Source organism: Dichotomicrobium thermohalophilum (assembly GCF_003550175.1).
Lineage (GTDB): Bacteria > Pseudomonadota > Alphaproteobacteria > Rhizobiales > Rhodomicrobiaceae > Dichotomicrobium > Dichotomicrobium thermohalophilum.
Genome location: NZ_QXDF01000001.1, coordinates 1027137 through 1044595, shown reverse-complemented (window position 1 = coordinate 1044595; position 17459 = coordinate 1027137). Strand labels below are relative to the sequence as shown.

General features: G+C 65.6%; 16 protein-coding genes. 5 read left to right on the top strand and 11 right to left on the bottom strand.

All coding sequences use genetic code 11. From position 1 onward, the window contains the following. Nucleotides 1-29: 29 nt before the first annotated feature. Nucleotides 30-1061 carry a site-specific tyrosine recombinase XerD gene (locus tag BXY53_RS04760; RefSeq protein WP_245410357.1) on the bottom strand — a complete coding sequence of 344 codons (1032 nt, stop codon included), beginning with the start codon at nucleotides 1059-1061 and terminating at the stop codon, nucleotides 30-32. Nucleotides 1062-1113: 52 nt separating this feature from the next. After that, entirely contained in the window at nucleotides 1114-1254 is a 141-nt protein-coding gene (locus BXY53_RS04755; protein ID WP_119060735.1) for a histidine kinase, read from the bottom strand. Between the two features lie 164 nt (nucleotides 1255-1418). On the opposite strand from BXY53_RS04755, the gene BXY53_RS04750 reads away from it, so the two are divergent. Genes BXY53_RS04750 through BXY53_RS04740 form a run of 3 tightly spaced genes read left to right on the top strand, consistent with a single transcriptional unit; the run spans nucleotide 1419 to nucleotide 4514 of the window. After that, nucleotides 1419-2057 (top strand): shikimate kinase, encoded by a 639-nt coding sequence (locus tag BXY53_RS04750; protein WP_119060734.1) that lies wholly within the window; start codon nucleotides 1419-1421, stop codon nucleotides 2055-2057. 19 nt (nucleotides 2058-2076) lie between these two features. Then, nucleotides 2077-3237 (top strand): 3-dehydroquinate synthase, encoded by a 1161-nt coding sequence (gene aroB, locus BXY53_RS04745; RefSeq protein ID WP_119060733.1) that lies wholly within the window; start codon nucleotides 2077-2079, stop codon nucleotides 3235-3237. Beyond that, nucleotides 3234-4514, top strand: coding sequence for an HlyC/CorC family transporter (locus BXY53_RS04740; RefSeq protein ID WP_119060732.1), 1281 nt, complete (start codon nucleotides 3234-3236; stop codon nucleotides 4512-4514). The genes aroB and BXY53_RS04740 overlap by 4 nt, the downstream gene beginning before the upstream one ends. 113 nt (nucleotides 4515-4627) lie before the next feature. Here BXY53_RS04740 and rimK read toward each other — a convergent pair whose 3' ends face one another. From rimK to BXY53_RS04705, 7 genes are all read right to left on the bottom strand, one after another. Continuing rightward, nucleotides 4628-6022 (bottom strand): 30S ribosomal protein S6--L-glutamate ligase, encoded by a 1395-nt coding sequence (gene rimK / locus BXY53_RS04735; protein ID WP_119060731.1) that lies wholly within the window; start codon nucleotides 6020-6022, stop codon nucleotides 4628-4630. A gap of 411 nt (nucleotides 6023-6433) precedes the next feature. Beyond that, nucleotides 6434-7594, bottom strand: coding sequence for a thiolase family protein (locus BXY53_RS04730; RefSeq protein WP_119060730.1), 1161 nt, complete (start codon nucleotides 7592-7594; stop codon nucleotides 6434-6436). Beyond that, on the bottom strand, nucleotides 7591-8991 hold the full coding sequence (locus BXY53_RS04725) for a class I adenylate-forming enzyme family protein (RefSeq protein ID WP_119060729.1): 1401 nt from the start codon (nucleotides 8989-8991) through the stop codon (nucleotides 7591-7593). The genes BXY53_RS04730 and BXY53_RS04725 overlap by 4 nt, the downstream gene beginning before the upstream one ends. After that, nucleotides 8992-9546 carry a biotin transporter BioY gene (locus BXY53_RS04720; RefSeq protein ID WP_119060728.1) on the bottom strand — a complete coding sequence of 185 codons (555 nt, stop codon included), beginning with the start codon at nucleotides 9544-9546 and terminating at the stop codon, nucleotides 8992-8994. 9 nt (nucleotides 9547-9555) lie between these two features. Beyond that, complete coding sequence (locus BXY53_RS04715) at nucleotides 9556-10158, bottom strand: energy-coupling factor transporter transmembrane component T family protein (protein WP_119060727.1); 603 nt, start codon at nucleotides 10156-10158, stop codon at nucleotides 9556-9558. Beyond that, nucleotides 10155-10847: an energy-coupling factor ABC transporter ATP-binding protein gene (locus BXY53_RS04710; RefSeq protein WP_342634961.1), complete on the bottom strand. Its 693-nt coding sequence runs from the start codon at nucleotides 10845-10847 to the stop codon at nucleotides 10155-10157. The genes BXY53_RS04715 and BXY53_RS04710 overlap by 4 nt, the downstream gene beginning before the upstream one ends. Further along, nucleotides 10844-12622 carry an SLC13 family permease gene (locus BXY53_RS04705; RefSeq protein ID WP_119060726.1) on the bottom strand — a complete coding sequence of 593 codons (1779 nt, stop codon included), beginning with the start codon at nucleotides 12620-12622 and terminating at the stop codon, nucleotides 10844-10846. The genes BXY53_RS04710 and BXY53_RS04705 overlap by 4 nt, the downstream gene beginning before the upstream one ends. A 161-nt stretch (nucleotides 12623-12783) precedes the next feature. Here BXY53_RS04705 and BXY53_RS04700 point away from each other — a divergent pair, with 161 nt between their 5' ends. Together BXY53_RS04700 and BXY53_RS04695 are read left to right on the top strand one after the other, a co-directional pair. Further along, complete coding sequence (locus tag BXY53_RS04700) at nucleotides 12784-13743, top strand: L-threonylcarbamoyladenylate synthase (protein ID WP_245410356.1); 960 nt, start codon at nucleotides 12784-12786, stop codon at nucleotides 13741-13743. Between the two features lie 75 nt (nucleotides 13744-13818). Continuing rightward, a complete protein-coding gene (locus tag BXY53_RS04695; protein WP_119060724.1) occupies nucleotides 13819-15255 on the top strand; it encodes an FAD-binding oxidoreductase in 1437 nt (478 codons plus the stop codon). Nucleotides 15256-15499: 244 nt separating this feature from the next. Here BXY53_RS04695 and BXY53_RS04690 read toward each other — a convergent pair whose 3' ends face one another. Further along, nucleotides 15500-16447: a DMT family transporter gene (locus BXY53_RS04690; protein WP_119060723.1), complete on the bottom strand. Its 948-nt coding sequence runs from the start codon at nucleotides 16445-16447 to the stop codon at nucleotides 15500-15502. 65 nt (nucleotides 16448-16512) lie between these two features. Beyond that, a complete protein-coding gene (gene speE / locus BXY53_RS04685) occupies nucleotides 16513-17364 on the bottom strand; it encodes a polyamine aminopropyltransferase (protein WP_119061772.1) in 852 nt (283 codons plus the stop codon). Between the last annotated feature and the right edge of the window lie 95 nt (nucleotides 17365-17459).

The window sequence follows — 17459 nt, the reverse complement described above, 5'->3', positions numbered from 1 at the left end:
AGGCGATCCAGCACGCACGCTCGGCGCGCCTAGCTGGCCCGGTCGGTGGACAACACCGGATTCTTCGCCAGCGGGTGATGCATCTGCATGACCTCGCGCAGCCGCTCTTCGAGCACGTGCGTGTAAATCTGGGTCGTCGATATGTCGGCGTGGCCGAGCAGTTTTTGAACCGCGCGCAGATCGGCACCGCGCTCCAGCAGGTGGCTCGCGAAGGCGTGGCGCAGCACATGCGGCGACAGCTTCGCTGGATCGATGCCAACCTCGCGTCCGAGCGCCTTCAACTCCTGAGACAGACGCTGACGGGTCAGATGTCCTGCCCGCCCCCAGGACGGAAAGAGCCAGACCGACTCGCGATCCGCTGCGGGACTGCCGGCCAGATAGTCTTCAAGCGCCTCGATCGCAGCCTCGTTCAGCGGTACGAGCCGCTCGCGCCCGCCCTTGCCGCGGATCGTGAGCACCTGCCGATCCCCGGCCAGCGCGTTGCGGGGCAACGAAACCAGCTCGCTTGCCCGCATCCCGGTGGCGTAAAGCATTTCCAGCAGGCAATGCAGCCGTGCGGCGCGCTTGCGCTCTTTGCCCGTGGCCTCCAGCTTGCGGGACCTGGCAGTTGACAGCAGCAGGTCGACTTCCGCAACGCTCAATGTTTTCGGCAGCGGCAGCCGGCGGCGTGGCCCTTCCAGCAGCGCGGACGGGTCGTCATCGCGCAGGCTCTCGGCCAGGAGAAACGCGAAGAACTGCTTGATGGCCGACAGACGCCGCGCCCGCGAGGACATTGCCAGTCCGACCTCGCCCAGTCGGGTCATGTAACCGCGAAGATCACTGGCCTGGGCCCGACGAAAGTCCAGGCCCTGCGCGGCGAGAAACGCACCCAAGTCTGCGAGGTCATTGCGATACGCTACCAGCGTGTTGGCCGCAGCACCCTTTTCCGCGCTCAGCATGTCGAGAAACCGCGCGAGATCGCCGTCCTCAAACGCCTCTTGATCTGCGGCCGCGCGAGCTTTCACGCCATTTGCGACAGGCGCGCTATCGACATGGAGTTTATGCGGCGGTTCGGCCGTCAAGGGACGTCCATCCACGGTTGGCATCACCGGCGCGCAACAATCGACAGCAGACCTATTTCAGCTCGATATTGCGGACCGGCTTGGTGATTTCTTTTTGATCGGGCGGGAAATATTGCGGCAAAGCATACATTGCGCCATAGAACAAGGCAACGATCAATCCGACAATAAACAGGAACCTGAAAAGAGTCGGCATCCCGATCCCCCGATCATGCCCGGCACGGGCGCGTTTATGGCTGGCCCGGTCGTGTCTGATTTGTCAAGCGTTGGACTGAAAAAAATTGCCATGCGCGCGCAGTTATGGAACCGTTCGCTGCGGCCAAGCGATTGGTCGCCATTTCGTGTGATTTTCGATCAGTCATGTCCGCCAAGTCCAACGAATCCGATCGGTCCGCGAAATTGCCGCAGGACAAGACCGCCCGGCGCATCCACGACGCGCTCGGGTCGCGCAGCCTGGTACTGATCGGCCTGATGGGCGCAGGCAAGAGCGCGATCGGCCGGCGGCTCGGCAAGCGGCTCGGTCTCCGTTTCGTCGACGCCGACAAGGAGATCGAGGCGGCGGCCGGCAAGACCATTAACGAGATTTTCGCGGACCATGGGGAAGCCTATTTCCGCGACGGTGAACGTCGCGTTATCGCGCGGCTTCTCAGCGAAGGGCCGATCGTTCTGGCCACAGGCGGCGGTGCCTACATGAATGCGGAAACGCGTGCCGAAATCTCCGACAAAGGCCTGTCGATCTGGCTCAAGGCCGATCTGGACGTGCTGATGGAGCGCGTGTCCCGCCGCGACACGCGGCCGCTGCTCAAGGCCGGTGACCCCCGTGAAATCATGCAGCGACTCATGGGCGAGCGCTACCCGGTCTATGCCGGCGCGGACATCACGATTGAAAGTCGCAACGTGCCCCACGAAATCATCGTGGAGGAGATCGTCGATGCGATTGCCGCGCGCCTGCTGCCCCATGACGCCGACAGCACGGATGATGCAGCCCCCGGCCAATAATACCAATGTCTGAAAACAGATGAGCCAAGCCACGCCCGTTCCCGACGCGCCCGGCGGCAACAGCCGCACAGTCACAGTTGCGCTCGACCAGCGCAGCTATCCCATCCATATAGGCGCGGGGTTGCTCGGCCGCGCTGCGGAAATGGTCCGGGTCGCCGGCGACTGGCAGCGGTGCGCGGTAGTCACGGACGCCACGGTTGCGCGCCTGCACCTGGAGGCGCTGCAGGCCAACCTGTCGGAAGCACGGCTGGCGGTCGACCCGGTCGTGGTGCCGGCCGGGGAGTCCAGCAAGAGCTTCGAGCAACTCGCGCCGCTCTGCGAAGCGCTGCTCATGCGTGGGATCGAGCGCGGCGATGCGGTCATCGCACTGGGTGGCGGCGTGATCGGCGATCTGGCGGGCTTTGCCGCGAGCATCCTCCGCCGGGGAGTGGCGCTCGTGCAGGTGCCGACGACGCTGCTGGCACAGGTTGACAGCTCGGTCGGCGGCAAGACCGGCATCAACACGCCGCAGGGCAAGAACCTGATCGGCACGTTCCATCAGCCGCGGCTGGTCATCGCCGACACCGACACGCTCGACACGCTGCCCGCCCGCGAACTGCGCGCCGGCTATGCCGAGATCGTCAAATACGGCCTTTTGGGGGACGCGCAGTTCTTCGCCTGGCTGGAGGAAAACGGCCTCGCGCTCCTGCGCGGCGATGCCGAGGCACGCGCCTACGCCATCGAGAAAAGCTGCCAGATGAAGTCGGATATCGTTGCGGAAGATGAGCGCGAATCCGGCAAACGCGCCCTCCTCAATCTTGGCCATACCTTTGGCCATGCGCTGGAAGCCTGGGCCGGCTATTCCGGTGACCTGCTCCACGGCGAGGCGGTCGCGATCGGTGTGGGGCTGGCCTTCAAGCTTTCGGAACAGCTCGGCCTATGCCCGCCCGGCCGGCACGAGCGTGTCACGGCGCATCTGCGCGCGGTCGGCCTGCCAGTCGCCATCGGCGAACTCGGGGCTTGCGGTCGCGGGATTCCGGAGCCGGCCGAACTCATCACCCACATGATGCAGGACAAGAAGGTCACGGGCGGCCGGCTGACCTTCATTCTCGTGCGCGACATCGGCGACGCGTTCATAACCCGCGACGTCGCCATCGACGATCTGAAGCGCCTGCTGTCGGAGGAATGCCGGGGACCATGACGCTCGGGCTATTGCTGACAACTGCTGCGATCATCGGATTGCTGTTCCTGTCGGGTTTCTTTTCCGGCTCGGAAACCGCGCTGACCGCCACCTCGCGCGGGCGGATGCATGCCTTGGAGAAGGAGGGCGACAAGCGGGCAAAGGCGGTCAACCAGCTCGTGGAGCGGCGCGAGCGGTTCCTCGGCGCGATCCTACTCGGCAACAACCTCGTCAATATTCTCGGCTCCGCGCTGGCCACCAGCCTGTTCCTGCAGCTTTTCGGCCAGGCGGGCGTGGCCTATGCGACTCTCGTCATGACGGCGCTGGTGGTGATTTTCGCGGAAGTTATGCCGAAGACCTACGCGATCGGGAACCCGGACCGATTTGCGCTCGCCACTGCGCCGATCCTGACGGTGGTAGTCCGGCTTTTCTCGCCGGTCACCGCGGGCGTACAGGTCCTCGTCTCGCGGATGCTGACCTTCATCACCCGGCATCAGGCCGAGGACCATTTCTCGCCGCGCCAGGAGATACGCGGCGCGATCGACCTGCATCATCGCGCAGGGCGCGTGGTGAAGTTCGATCGCGACATGCTGGGCGGGGTGCTCGACCTGCCCGACCTGACGGTCTCCGACATCATGGTCCATCGCACAAAGATGGAAACCATCAACGCCGACGAACCGCCCGAACAGCTTGTCGAAAACGTGCTCCACAGCCCCCACACGCGCCTTCCGATCTGGCAGGACGATCTGGACAACATTGTTGGCATTGTCCACGCCAAAGCTTTGTTGCGCGCGGTGCAGCAGGCGCAGGGCGACATGAGCAGGATTGACATCCTGTCCGTCGCCGCCGAGCCGTGGTTCGTTCCCGAGACCACGAGCCTGAAGGATCAGCTCAACGCCTTCCTGCGCAAGAAGGCGCATTTCGCGCTCGTGGTCGATGAATTCGGCGAGGTCATGGGGCTTGTCACGCTGGAGGACATCCTTGAGGAAATCGTCGGCGAGATCTCTGATGAGCTGGACGTCACCGTCACCGGCATCCGCCCTCAGCCGGACGGCAGCCTCATCGTGGATGGCACCGTGCCGATCCGTGACCTGAACCGCCTGCGCGACTGGGAGTTGCCCGACGAGGAGGCGACCACGATCGCCGGGCTCGTCATCCACGAGGCCGAGACGATCCCGGACGAAGGGCAGGTTTTCCGGTTCCACGGCTTCCGCTTCGAAATCATCAAGCGCCAGCGCAATCGGATCACGCAGCTGCGCATCTCGCCAGTCAAGACGGCCAGGCTGCGGGAGGCCTAGGCCCCTGCCTCGATCACGTTACGGCCAGGCATGACCGGCAACTCGGAGGGGGCTGCGCCGGGCGTCCGCCTCTGCGAAAAAACGGGCCGGACATCACCCGCCCGGCAAGTCGCCTATGCGGCAGCGCTCTTCTTCTTGATCTTGGGTCGCTGATGGAAAGTGTTCTGCTCGATATATTTTATCACCGCCTCCGCGATCGTTTCGCCGACCACAGACTCGATGCCCTGAAGCCCAGGGCTTGAATTCACTTCCAGGATCAGCGGCCCGTTCTTTGAGCGCAACAGATCCACTCCGGCGAATTTCAGTCCCATCTTCTTGGCCGCCTTCACCGCAACCCGGCGCTCCTCGCTGGAAATCTTTACCGGCATGGCCGAGCCACCCGAATGCAGGTTCGAGCGGAAATCGCCAGTCCCGGAGACACGCCGCATGGCGGCAATGACCTTGTCGGCCAGGACAATGCAGCGGATATCCTGCCCGGCCGCGTCTGCGACGAATTGCTGGACGAGGAAGTTCGCTTCGGCATTGCGGAAAGCGTCAATGATCGAGCTGGCCGCCTTGCGCGTGTCGGCCAGCACCACGCCGCGACCTTGCGTGCTTTGCAGCAGCTTGATGACCAGCGGCGGCCCGCCCACCATGTCGATCAGGTCGTCTGTGCTGTGCGGCGAGCTTGCGAAGGCGGTGATCGGCATCGGAAGCTGGTTCTCGGCCATGATCTGATGCGCCAGCAGCTTGTTCCGGGCGTTGCTGATCGCGCGCCCCGAGTTGAGGCAGAACGCCTTGGTCAGTTCGAACTGGCGCACCAGCGCTGTGCCGTATTCGGTGATGCCCGAGCCGATCCGCGGGATCACTGCGTCGAACTCCTGCAGCGCCTTGCCGCGATAATGGACCGCCGAGGCAATCCGGTTGATGTTGATATAGCAGCCCAGCGTCTCCAGCGGCTCGATCACGTGCTCCCGGGCCTCACCCGCCGCCATCAAGCGGCGATTGGAGTAATTGTTTGGCTCCATCGTCAGGAGCGCGATCCGCAGAGGGCGATGCTCGACCGGCTGGCGGGCGACCGTGTCATAGACCTTGTAGTCCAGATGTCCCTGATAGAACTCGCCCCACGGCTTGATGACCGCCTCGATCGACTCCAGTGCAGTCCGCCCGATCAACATCCGGTGGGTCATCGTCTCCCGATTACACAGTGAGATCTCGATAGGCCACTCGCGGTCACCGATGCGGATCGGCGTGCGGATGATGTAGCGCAGTTCGGACACCCCGTTGGAGCTGACTACCTGCCGGCGGTCCAGCACCTTTGCCGTACACTTCACCTCAATGTCGTCACGACCTTCGACCGGATGCACCCAGAAGCGCACCCGAGGATTGTCCTCCGGCCCGAAGGTCTCCACCCTGAATGCGTGCAGCGCCGAGGTGCGCGCGCCCGTGTCGATTTTCGCCTTTATCGCCGGCAGACCCAGCTTGGGCAGGGCGGCCCATTCGCGCCAGCCGATCGCCAGATTTTCCATTCCCGACCCCGATTCACCAAATGCGTTCAAACGGCCCGTCCTGTGCGTTGATAAGGCGCGGTATCTTCAATGCGTATACAATTTTGGTCGGATAACGCGTTAACGCGCGGCAAATGGCGTGCCAAGCCTCCGTCGCAGCGCATCGGCAGATTGGCAAGCGTGAAGCAGCGGTGCTGGCCCACCGTCTTTTCGCAACGGCAGCCGGCATCTCGTAGGGCGTGACGTCATGGCCCGTCCTCGGTCACGCACGTGTTCAGGCGGGGCCCGAAAACGCATGTATTCAGCACGCAACGCCAATATTTGTATCAGCGTTATTTATAAGATTAACGCAGTCGTGGCGCCGAACGTCAAGCCAATATCCTGTGGGGCGTCACGTGAGGCATGAAAAAGCCTTTAACACAAGTGTCTTATTTATTTTTTCTGAGGCAGACATACCGTCGCAAACGCGGTTGCCACGCCTAACCCACCAGCCGCCGCCACCATCGCAAGCCCCAGCCCGCCAACGCCTTCGCGGGCCATCCGGGTGAATAGGCGCACCACCAAGACCGCCCCGCTCGCCCCATAGGGATGGCCGAGCGCGATTGCGCCGCCATGCGGATTGGTTACATCCACCGGAAGATCGAGTGCGGCCGTCGTGGCAAGCACCTGCGAGGCGAACGCTTCGTTGAACTCTATCGCCCCAAGATCATTCCAGCGTTCTCCGAGCCCGTCGCGTAGCCGCTCGACAGCCGGGATCGCGCCCAACCCGAGCCGCTGGGGATCGACGCCGCCCGCCGCTGAATCCACGAACGCCAGCCCTGGCGGGTGGCCCAGCCGCGCGTGCAGCCTGTGCGAGACCATCACGACCGCCGCCGCCCCGTCGCTCACCGGGCAGCTATTGCCCGCCGTGACGGTGCCATCGGGGAGCAACGGGACCGCGCGCGCCAGCGTCTCGGGCTTCAGACCGGGCTTCGGCCCTTCGTCACGCTCCGCCCCGCCGTCAGCGGCGACGATCTCTGCATCGAAGAGCCCGGCGGCCGCAGCAGCCGCAGCGCGTTCATGGCTGGCAAGGGCGTACGCGTCCTGCATCTCTCGGCTGATGCCACGCTCCAGTGCCACGCGCTCCGCCGCTTCGATCATATTCCGGTCGCCCGCTGCGCCCGGGGCGAACTGCGCCTCGCCGAAGAAGCGCGGCAGGCCGCGATAAAGCGACGCCGGCTTTTCCACGCGCCAGGGCGCTGTCGAGGGGCTTTCGGCCCCGCCCGCGATGACCGCCTCGACGGCGCCGGTCTGGATCAGCCGCGCACCCGCAGTGATCGCGTCCAGCCCGGAGGCGCATTGCCGATCGACCGTGATCGCCGGGACGGTGTCGGGCAGGCCCGCGCTGAGCGCGATAAGCCGCGCCGGGTTGCCGCCGCCGCCCGCCGCGTTGCCCATGATGACCTCACCGATATCGGCCGCACCCAGGCCGCTGTCGGCCAGCGCAGCCATAACCGCCGTCGCGCCGAGCGTTTCGATGGGCCGCGCGCGATGCATCCCGCCAACGTTGCCGATGGCCGTGCGCCGCGCCGCGATGATGATCGGCTGGTTCATTCCAGCGCCTCATAAGCCGGATCACCGCGCATCAGGGCTTGCCGAAGAGCATCGACCGCCACCTTGCCCGACCGGGTCTGAGGCAGGGCCTCCGCGGCAAAGAAATCCTGGGGCGTCAGACGCGGGCCCAGAGCCGTGCGGCAATGCGCGCTGAGGGAGGCCCGCGCCGCCTTGCCGCCGCAGGGTATGACCACGGCCGCCAGCCGCTGCCCGCGCTTTTCGTCGTCCAGACCGACGACCGCCGCGCCCGCGACGTCCGGGTGAGCCAGCAGCGCGTGCTCGATCACCTCCGGGTGCACCTTCAGCCCCTTGATGTTGATGATCCGATTGGCGCGCCCCTTAAGATAGAGGAATCCATCAGCCAGCACACCCGCATCGCCCGCTGTGACCCAGCCGCCCGTGGCGACCGCTTCCGGCCCGCCCACATAGCGCGCGAAGATCATTTCGCTGCGCACCCAGACCGTGCCGCTCTCGCCCGGCGCGCAGCGCTGCCCCTCCGCGTCGCGGATGTCGACCTCCACGCCGGGGAACAGCCGCCCCACGGAGCCTTGAGGCGCGGGCGCGCGCGTGCTGACATAACTGACATAGCTTGTTTCCGAAGACCCGTAACCCTCGACCAGATCGACGCCGGGCAGCGCCGTCTCTACGCCTGCGCGCATCTCGTCGCTCAGCTTCGCGCCGCTGGAGAAGATCAGCGGCAAGCTTTTGCGCCACGCCGTCTCGCGGCTCTTCATCAGCGAATCCAGCATCGCTGGCACGACGTAAAGAACGTTGGCGCGATGCGCCGCCAACTCTCGCGCCACGCGCGCCGGACGGAAGGGCGCGCACAGGATCGCCGGCATCCCCCGGCACAGCGCATGCACCGCCCCGAACAGAAACAGCGAATGGCTCAAGCTCCCGGGCAAAGCGACGCGATCCTCCGGCGCGAAGTCGAACAGGCTTTCAGCGGTCTCGAAGGTCGCGAGCCAGGAGCGGTGCGTGCGCGCGAAGATCTTGGGCGCGGCGGTCGTGCCGGAGGTGAGACCCCAATAGAATTCTGCCTCTGATGAGACTTCGGGCAATTCGGCCAGCTCGCCCGGTGGCGGCAGCGCGGTCAGATGCGCGGCCGGTTCGGCCTGCGCCAGCGCCTGCGCGATCCTCTCGGGAGGCGCGTGCGGATCGAGGACGAAAGCGGGCCGCCCGACCGCCGCAGCCGCGAAGAACGCCACCAGCGCATTGCTCGGGGAAGCAATCGACAGCGCAATCGGCCCGGGCGGCAACCCGTGAAAAGCGCCCGCGACGCCGCGAACGCGCCCCAGAAATTCACCGAAGCTTAGCGCGGCCTCGCCCTCGATCAGCGCGGGCTTTTGCGGGTTGGCCCGCGCCGCCGCCTCCAGCTCGGTAAAGATCGTCCTCATTTAAGAGCGCGCGCCCTCGATCAACGGATAGCCGCGCCGGACGAATACCGCTGCGAGCGCCGCAACTCCGGCCTTGATGAGATCACCGGGTATGAAAACCGCCGAACCCGCCGCCGCCTGTGCGAGGCTGAGATCGCCCATCAGTGCCACGCCGGGAATCCCGATCGCATACACGACCCCGATACCGGCGATCGCATTGATCAGGAACGCGCGCACAACGTCCAGCCGCCGCCAAAAACGCTCGGTCAGCCAGCCGACCACGAAAGCGGCGATCGGAAAGGCCAGCAGGAACCCGGCGCTCGGTGAAAACAGCAGCACGCCAAGCCCGCCGCGCCCGCCGGCCAGCACCGGCAGCCCCGCGGCCACGAGCGCGATGAACAGCAAGAGCGCCAGCCCGCCACGCCACGCCCCGAGGATCGACCCGGCCAGCATCACCCCGAGGAACTGCGCCGTGATCGGCACCGGGATGACCGGCAGCGTGATCGGCGGCAAGAGCCCCAGCGCGGCGGTGATGGCCGCGAACAGCGCGATGTAAACAATGTCCTTGACCCGCATGAACGCCTCTCATCTCCGGTTCTCGAAGCCGCGCGCCTCCACCGCGTCCGCCAGCGTGCCCGCCATGCGCAGCGTCTTGATGAGTAGCGGTCCGGCGGCGAACAAGCCCGGTGAGCGCGCCCCCCGCGCCTGCCGCGCCGCCTGTATCTCGCGATAGTCTGCGAGGAGCACCGGAATGAACCGCACGGCCAGCGCGGCGGCCAGCCCGACCTTGTGAGGGTTCACGCCGAGCGGGCGGGCGAATGCGGCGGCGCGCGCGAAGGTGTCGATCATCGCGGAGAATGGCGTGGTCAGTGTCACCAGCGCAGCGAGCAGCACGAGCGTGATGATGCGCAAACCGATCGTAGCGGCGGCCAGCGGGCCGGCGATGAACCACTGAAAAGCGCAGATCGCCGCGACCAGCATGATCACCGGCTTGAGCGCCCGCGCGATCTCCGCGACCGGGAGACGCGCCAGCGGGTAAAGTGCCGCGACAAGCAGCAGCGCGCCTGCCTGCCACGCCGACCCCGGCAGGAAGAAGACCGCCGCACCCGCAAGCGCCAGCCCGGCGAGCTTCGCGCCCGGCGGGAGCCGATGCAATGGGCTGTCGCGATGGATGTAGAGCGCGATCATGTTTCGTCCTGTTGCTCGTAGCGGGCTATGACTTCTTGCGGCGGCCCGTCTGCGACAAGTTCCCCGCCCGCGAGCAGAATGGCGCGATCGTAATCGACGATCAAATCGAGGTCGTGCGTAATGGTGATGAGCTGCTGCGGCAGTTCGGCCATCACGCGGGCAATGCGCGCGCGGTTCCGCCGGTCGAGCGAGGTCATCGGCTCGTCGAAAACAATGGTGCGCGGACGCATGATGACGACCGAGAGTATGCTGAGCAGCTTTTTCTCGCCCCCGCTGAGCAGATGCGCCGGCTGGGTACGCTTGTCGGCCAGACCATAGCGAACCAGGAGATCGTCAACGCGCGCGGCGATCTCCGCGCGCGGCAGGTTCAGGTTGCGCGGACCGAACGCGAGATCCTCCTCCACGGTCGGCATGATGATCTGATGCTCCGGGTTCTGGAAAACGAGCCCGATGGCCGCGCGCGCCGCCGCCGGGTCGTCACGGGTTGAGGCTCCGTCGATCTTGACCTCGCCAGCACGCGGCACGAGCAGACCGTTCAGCATTCGCGCCAGCGTGCTCTTGCCCGAGCCATTGTCACCGATGATGGCAATGCGCCGTTCCGCGAGCCGCAGGTTCAGCCCGCATAGCACCGGCACGCCGTCGAAGTCGTGCCGTACGTCGCGCAGTTCGATGACGGGCACGTCTGTCACAGCGGCCACACCATCAGGATCATCGGCAGACCGACAGCCAGCACGATCAGTTCCAGCGGCAGCCCAAGCCGCCAGTAATCGCCGAAGCGGTAGCCGCCCGGCCCCATGATGAGCGTGTTGTTCTTGTGCGCGATTGGCGTGAGGAACGATGCAGACGCCGCGACCGCGACGCCCATCAGGAACGCATCCGCGTTGACATTGAGCCGCCCGGCGATGTCGATGGCGAGAGGCGCGGCGATGACGGCGGTGGCAGTGTTGTTCATCACCGAGGAGAGCATGATCGTCACCACCATCAGGACGAGCAGGATCCACGCCGCCGACAGCCCGACGGACATGACCACGATCTGCTCGGCCAGCAGCGCCGTCGCGCCCGAGCTTTCCAGCGCCGCGCCGATGGGCAGCAGGCTGGCGAGCAGCACGATCACCGGCCATTCGATCGACTCGTAAAGCTCGCGCAACGGCACGATCCCCGACGCGACGAAGCCAACGCAGGCCCCGCCTAGCGCGATGGGCAGCGGCAAAAGCTCAAGACTGGCGAGCACGATGGCAGCAAGGAAGATGGACGTCGCCAGCCGCGCCTGCTGCGGGCGCACCGGCCGCGCCTCTCCCCCGGCCAGCCGCAGCACGCCCAGCCACTCCGCGACCGCCGGCAGGCGCTCCACCGGACCGTAAAGCAGTAGAATGTCGCCCGGCTGGATGTCCAGTCGGCGCACTTGCTTGACGAAGCGCCGGCCCTGCCGCGACACGCCCAGCAGCACAACGCCTTGGCGCGTCAGCAGGCGCATCCCCGAGGCCGAGCGCCCGACGATGCGCGCGCCTTCGGGCGCAACGACCTCGATAAAGCCGAGATCATTTGATTTGAGATGCTCTTTGTGTTTTTCGCCCTCCACGTAGCTCAGGCCAAGCTGGGCGGTGAACGTGTCGATGTCGCCCGGCCCGCCTTCGACCACCAGCGTATCGCCGGCTGAAATGACCGCGCGCCGCGCCATACCGGGCATCCGCCGCTTGTCGCGGAACAGACCAAGCACGGCAACGCCGGTTTTTTCGACAACCTCGTCCAGCTCGCGCACGCGCTTGCCGATGATCTCCGCGCCGTCCGGCACGCGCACCTCGGCGATGTAGTCATCGAGCGCGAAAGTTTCCTTACGCGTCTCGCGGCCCTGCCGGCCCTCGGGCATTAACCGCCAGCCCGCCAGCGCGATAAAGGCCACACCCACCAGCGAGATCGCCAGACCGACCGGCGTAAAGTCGAACATGCCGAAAGGTTCGCCGGTGACCTCCTGGCGGAAATTGGCGATGATGATATTCGGCGGCGTGCCGATCAGCGTTACCAACCCTCCGAGAAGCGTTGCGAATGAGAGCGGCATGAGTGTGAGGCCGGGCGCGCGCTTGGCCTGCTCCGAGGCCTGCAGATCCACCGGCATGAGCACGGCCAGCGCCGCAACATTGTTCATCACCGCCGAAAGCCCCGCGCCGACCGAGGCCATGATCCCGATATGCGCAGAAAGGCCGCGCCCGGCGTCGATCACATAGCGGGTAATGAGCTGCACGACGCCCGCATTCGTGAGCCCGCGACTGATGACGAGCACCAGCGCGACGATTATGGTCGCTGGATGGCCGAAGCCGTCAAAGGCGCGCTCGCTCGGCACCGCGCCGACGGCTACCGCCACGATCAGCGCACCGAAGGCCACGACGTCATACCGCCAGCGCCCCCACATGAGGAGCGCGACGACGCCGGCGAGCACTGCGACGACGAGCCATTGTTCCGTGGTCATGCTTCAATGCATCTCTTGAGCGGCAAGAAGATACGGTCTGGCTTTCTGCGACTTGACATGGCCGGTGGTCCGCTTCAGCTTTCTGTGCGCCTTAGTTTTTGTTCAAAGAGTCATTATCTGAAATCGATATGCAGCGGCACCTTTTCGATCAGAGGCGGAATTTGCAAGTTTTGTCGCCCAGCGACGAGAATATTGCCCTTGCCGCCAGCTTCCTGCGTGACGGCAGCCTCGTCGCGTTCCCGACCGAAACCGTCTACGGCCTTGGCGCGAACGCCAACGATGGCCGCGCGATTGCCCGGCTCTATGAAGCAAAGGGCCGACCGCGATTCAACCCGTTGATCGTGCACGTGGCGGACCGCGAGCATGCAGAGCGGCTCGGCGTGTTTGACGACCGTGCCCGGCTCCTGGCGGAACAGTTCTGGCCGGGGCCGCTGACGCTTGTGGTGCCGCTGGTCGAAGGCGCCCCGATCAATAGCCTGGTCACCGCCGGGCTCGATACCGTCGGGCTGCGCGTGCCCTCGCACCCGATCGCTCAGAAGCTCATTCAGTTTTCGCGCGTGCCTGTCGCCGCGCCGAGCGCCAACCGGTCCGGGCGCGTCAGCCCGACGACGGCTGAACATGTTGCCGGCGATTTCGAGAATGTGAAGGGCCTGATCGTGAATGGCGGGCGCTGCCCCGGCGGGCTGGAATCGACCGTGGTGGGCCTTGCCGGCGATGCGCCTTTACTGCTGCGGCCTGGCGGCATCCCGCGCGACGAGATCGAGACGGAGTTGGGCGAGCCGCTCCACCAGCCGGAACACAAGCCTGATGCGCCCGCCTCGCCCGGCATGTTGACAAGCCACTACGCGCCGCGCGCGCGGGTGCGGCTCAACGCGCAGCAAGCCCGGCCCGGCGAAGTCCTGCTGGGCTTTGGTCCGGACGCGCCGCCAGAGACCATTCTCAATCTCAGCGAGCGCGGCGACCTCACAGAGGCCTCGGCGAACCTCTTCGGTTATCTGCGCGCGATGGACACCTGCCGCGCCGATACCATCGCAGTCATGCCCATTCCCAACGAAGGGTTGGGCGAAGCGATCAACGACCGACTCGCCCGCGCAGCCGCGCCGAAGCGCAACGGGGGCTAGCATGCGGGATTTGGGTGTCGTGGCGTTTCGCGCTAGACTCATCGGGCGACGAAGCCACCCCACAGCGGAAAGCGCATGTTGCATCGACCCGGCACGACGCCGCCGACTCCCGATATTCTTGCGCGCCTGACCGAGATCGTCGGGGCGCATCACGTCATCACCGAGCAAGCTGAACTTGCCCCCTACATGGAGGAATGGCGCGGCCTGTATCACGGCCGCACGCCGCTGCTGCTCAAGCCGGGCAACACCGAAGAGGTGGCGCAGATCCTGAAAATCGCCAACGAGAGCGGCATCGCGGTCGTGCCGCAAGGCGGCAACACGGGCCTGGTGGGCGGCCAGATTCCGATGACGGCGGGCCATGAGATCGTGCTGAACCTGTCGCGGATGAACCGCGTGCGCACCATCGATCCGGCCAACAACACTCTGACGATCGAGGCGGGCGCGACGCTGGCGCAGGCGCAAGATGCGGCGGCGGAGGTGGATCGGCTGTTCCCGCTCAGCCTCTCGGCCGAAGGCTCCTGCCAGATCGGGGGCAATCTCGCGACCAACGCAGGCGGCATCAAAGTGCTCGCATACGGCAATGCGCGCGCGCTGACGCTGGGGCTTGAGGTGGTCCTGGCCGACGGGCGAATCTGGAACGGGTTGCGGGGCCTTCGCAAGGACAACACCGGGTATGATCTGCGCGACCTGTTCATCGGCTCGGAAGGCACGCTCGGCATCATCACGGCGGCGGTCCTGCGGCTGTTCCCGCGCCCGGCGGAGCAGGCGGCGGCGTTCGTCGCGCTGGAGTCGCTGGACGATGTTGCGCGGCTGTTCGAGATGGCGCAGGCGCAGGCTGGCCCCGCGCTCACGGCGTTCGAGTTCATCCCGCGCATCGCCATGGAGTTCTTCGAGAAGCATATGCCTGAGGTGCGCGATCCGTTGGAGACGCGGCACCCTTGGTACGTGCTGATGGAGGTCTCCGGCCCGCGGCCGGACGGCTCGGCGGAGCGCGTGCTGGAAGGGCTGCTGGCGCAGGCGTTCGAGGCGGAGATCGTCACCGACGGCGCTGTCGCCGCCTCCCTGGCGCAGGCGCAGGCTTTCTGGGATCTGCGGGAACGGCTGTCCGAGGTCCAGAAATACGAGGGCGGCTCGGTGAAGTGCGATGTCTCGGTGCCGCTCAGCAAGCTGCCGGAGTTCGTCCGCCGCGCGAACGCCGAGATGGAGCGCATCATGCCGGGCGCGCGGCCGTTCCCCTTCGGCCATTTCGGCGACGGCAACGTGCACTATAACGTCAGTCAGCCGGTGGGCATGGACAAGGATGCCTATCTCGCGCGGTGGGACGATATCGCAGGGGCAGCCTATGGGCTGGCGGTCGAGCTGGGCGGGTCGATCAGCGCGGAGCACGGTATCGGCCGGATGAAGCGCGAGCTGCTGCCCAGCGTGAAGGATGACACCGAGATGTGGATGATGCGCACGCTGAAGCAGGTGCTCGACCCGAACGGCATCCTCAACCCCGGCAAGGTGATTTAACGCGCGTTCCTCAGTCATCCCGTGCGCGATGCGGCGCAACCCGAGATGTCATCCCGGATGCGCTGCAGCGCGAAGCGGTGCGGCGCTGATCCGGGATCGCGCGGTGACAAGCCCGACGACGTTCCCGTGTCTGCGAAGCGGCACAATGTGCCGCATCGCGCACGGGATGACACATTCCGGACGATTGCTTTACTGCGCTCACCATGCCGGGGCTTGAACGGATTGGACCGGGCCCAAACGCGCTTCACCGCGCCGGGCGCTTCGTCGTTGCCGTCACGCCGCGCGCAGCCTGCCGTTCGCGATAGAACACGTACAGCCCGGCCGACAGGATCAGCGCCGTGCCCAGCCAGGTCAGCGCGTCGGGGAAGTCGCCGAAAATAAAGTAGCCCAGCGTCGTCGCGCCGACGATCTCCAGATACTGGAACGGCGCCAGCGCGCCCGCCTCGACCCGCTGAAAGGCCATCGCGAACATCATGTGCGCCAGCGCGGCAATCGCGCCCATCGCGGCAAGGTAATACCAGGTCCAGGCCGGCACCGGCTCGAAAGTGAAGATTGGCGTGTCGCCCCACGAGCCGAGCAGCACCACGACAAAAATGATGAGTGTCGCCCAGGTGCCGGACCACGCCTGCATAGGCAGCCCGGCGAGCCGTACCGACAAGCCGCGGATCGTCGCGACATAGCACGCGAAGAAGAACGCCGCGGCGGCGGGCAACAGGATCACCGGGCCGAAGCTCACCCAGTTCGGGCGAATGACGATCATCGCGCCGATCAAGCCGACGATGATGGCGCCGACCCGCCGCGCACCGATCTTCTCGCCCAGCGCAAGCGCCGCGATGATCGTCAGCAACAGCGGCTCGATGAAGAAGATCGAGATGGCGGTGGCGAGCGGCAGCAGACTCACCGCCCAGATCAGGCAGATCACCGCGCCGGCAGCGAATGCGCCCGCCAGCATCAGCCAGCCGGTCAGCGGCCCCGGCCAGAACAGCTCACGCCGCGCCGTCAGGATCGTCATCAGGATCACGCTCTGGAAGGCGAAGCGGAACAACGCGATCTGCCCCGGCGCCAGCCAGGCCGACAGATACTTGGAAAACGCGTCCAGCATCGGCACCAGGAACACGCCGGCAATCATGAACAGAATGCCGGAGGTGGTGCGCATGTCCTGATCGGATGCTGTTGGCAGCAGTGACGGCATGAACGACGCTCTGAGCTTTGATGGGTTATCAGGGGGCGCCGCCTGCCGTCCGGCGCGGCGCTTTTCTAACCGTGAACGTATCGCGCCACGTAGGCCGGCAGCGCGAAAGCAGCAAGGTGCACGTCGGGCGTGTAGTATTTCATCTCGCCCTTTATTTGGTCGACACGCGCCTTAAGCCTCTCGCGTTCCGGCATGCGCCGTGCAGGATCGTCGCAGCCCCAGGACAGTGCCATCGGCCCGCCAATATAGGTCGGCGTGGTCATCATGTAGGCGGCGGCGTCGGCGAACAGCGCGCGGAAGCTCTTCTGGACGTCGCGCAGTTCGTCACCCTGCAGAAACGGCAGGCCGGACTGTGCGATCAGCACACCGCCTTCGTTCAGTGCGCGCTTGCAACTGGAATAGAACTCCCGCGTGAACAGCGCGATGGCAGGGCCGATCGGATCGGTGGAATCGACCAGGATCGCGTCAAAGCGCTCGTCCGTCTCGGCGACGAATTTCGTGCCGTCTGCGATCACGACCTCCGCACGCGGGTCATCGAAGGCGCCTTGCGCGATGAAATCGAGATAGCGCCGCGACAGGTCGATGACGCTCTGGTCGATCTCGCACAGCACCGCGCGCTCCACACTGGGGTGGCGCAGGACTTCGCGCAGCACGCCGCCGTCGCCGCCACCGATGATGAGCACGCGCTTGGGCTCCGGCTGAGCCATCAGCGGCGGATGCGCCATCATCTCGTGATAGACGAACTCGTCCTCTTCGGTGAGCTGCACCACACCGTCGAGCATGAGCACGCGGCCAAAGGTGTCGTTCTCGAAGATGATCAGATGCTGGTGCTCCGTATGGCTTTCATAGAGCACGTTGTTGGTCTTGAAGGAAAAGCGGAAATGCTCGTGGAGCGTTTCGGGGATCCAGCGGGCCATGACGACCTCCTGCAGACAAGGGCAGATGAGCGTTTCAAGCGAAGCGGGCCGCAGCCATGTCATGACCGCGGCCCGAATCCCGTCTCCAGCGCAGT